The organism is Pseudoduganella buxea, from assembly GCF_009720835.1.
Taxonomy (GTDB): domain Bacteria; phylum Pseudomonadota; class Gammaproteobacteria; order Burkholderiales; family Burkholderiaceae_D; genus Rugamonas; species Rugamonas buxea.
The window spans coordinates 1-1441 of record NZ_WNKZ01000210.1 but is presented as its reverse complement, the minus strand read 5'-3'; the positions used below and the strand labels follow the sequence as shown (position 1 = coordinate 1441).

1 protein-coding gene is annotated in these 1441 nt (G+C 68.2%); it reads left to right on the top strand.

The annotated features are described in order from the left end of the window. Positions 1–11: 11 nt before the first annotated feature. A partial coding sequence (locus tag GM672_RS27620) for a DUF6531 domain-containing protein (protein WP_170300285.1) occupies positions 12–1441 on the top strand: 1430 nt, incomplete at its 3' end.

Sequence of the window (1441 nt, the reverse complement as noted above, 5' to 3'; positions counted from 1 at the left end):
AGGTGCTGATCGTGCACCTTAACGCCAGGCTGGCCGGCGAGATCGAGACCTTCGTCGACAGTGCGATGGGCAAGCTGTCGGGCATCCTGGACGACTGCGCCGATACCGCCGACGGCGTCGCCGACGACCTGATCAAGATCCTCAAGCGCTGCATCGGCAAGGAACCGCTGTTCGACCTGGCCCCGCCCGCGGAGGCGGAGCGCAAGCTGCACGACCCCAAGGTGCAAAGCAGCTTGCGCCGCATGCTGGGCGCCCTTGGCCAGCAGTACAAAAGGGCCGCGAACCATGCCGCCGCCGTGGCAGCCAGCCATTTGCCGGAGAGCGCGGTGGCGGGCGTGACGGCCATCATCGCTCACCTGACCGCTTTCAAGCCGGCGTTTCGCGGCAAGCTCGCCGCCCTGGCCGACGAGCAGGCGCAGATGAGCATCCGGTGGATCCTGAAGCGGCTGCGCGACGCAGTGGTCAAGCACAAGAAGCGCTATGCGGCACTGGTCCCGTCCGGCAAGGGCGCGGACCACAAGAAGAACAATCCCGGCCACGAGCTGGGCACCACCAGCCGGCAAAGCCCGGCCAAGGGCAACGCCAACCCCTGCAAGCTGTGCCCCGCCAAAGGCGGCACCGCGCATTCGATCAGCTTCGCCACCGGCGCCGAAACGTTTACGCACACCGACTTCGTGCTGGATGCACCGCTCCCCATCGAATGGCGCCGCACCTACCGCAGCCAGCTGACGGCCTATGACCACGGCCATCTCGGCGCGCGCTGGCTTACCCCGTACAGCACCCGCATTGACGTCGTCGGCCAGGGCAAGCCCACCGCCCTGCTCTATCACGCCACCGACGGCCGCAGCCACCGCTATCCGTGGCTCGCCATCGGCCAGCGCCACCACGACCCGGTCGAACAGATCACGCTGACCCGCATCAGCGCCACCCTGCTCATCCTCGACTTCGGCAAGCCGCTGCCCGAAGGCGAAGCCAGTCCCTGGCGCGAAACCTATGAGCTGACCGACACCGTGCGCGCCAAGGCGGCCGAGATGGGCAAGGAGCATTTCCGCCTGATCGCGCTGTTTGCCCGCGACGGCGCGGCCCTCGGCCTGCGCTACGATCACGTGGTCGCCGGCGAGGCGGTCCTCAGTGACATCATCAGCAAGCAGGACGAGACCATCGTCGCCCATGCCGGCACCCAGGTCGACGCCGACACCGGCCGCATCCGCGCGCTGTGGGAAATCCGGGACGGCAAGCTGGTGCGCCAGCTGGCCGCCTACGACCACGACGAGCACGGCGACCTGGTCCGCGCACAGGACGAAAACGCCGCCACCTGGCACTACCAGTACGACCGCCACCTCGTCACCCGCTACACGGACCGCACCGGGCGCGGCATGAACCTCGCCTACGACGCCCACGCCAGGGCAGTCCGCGAGTGGGCCGATGATGGCAGCCACGA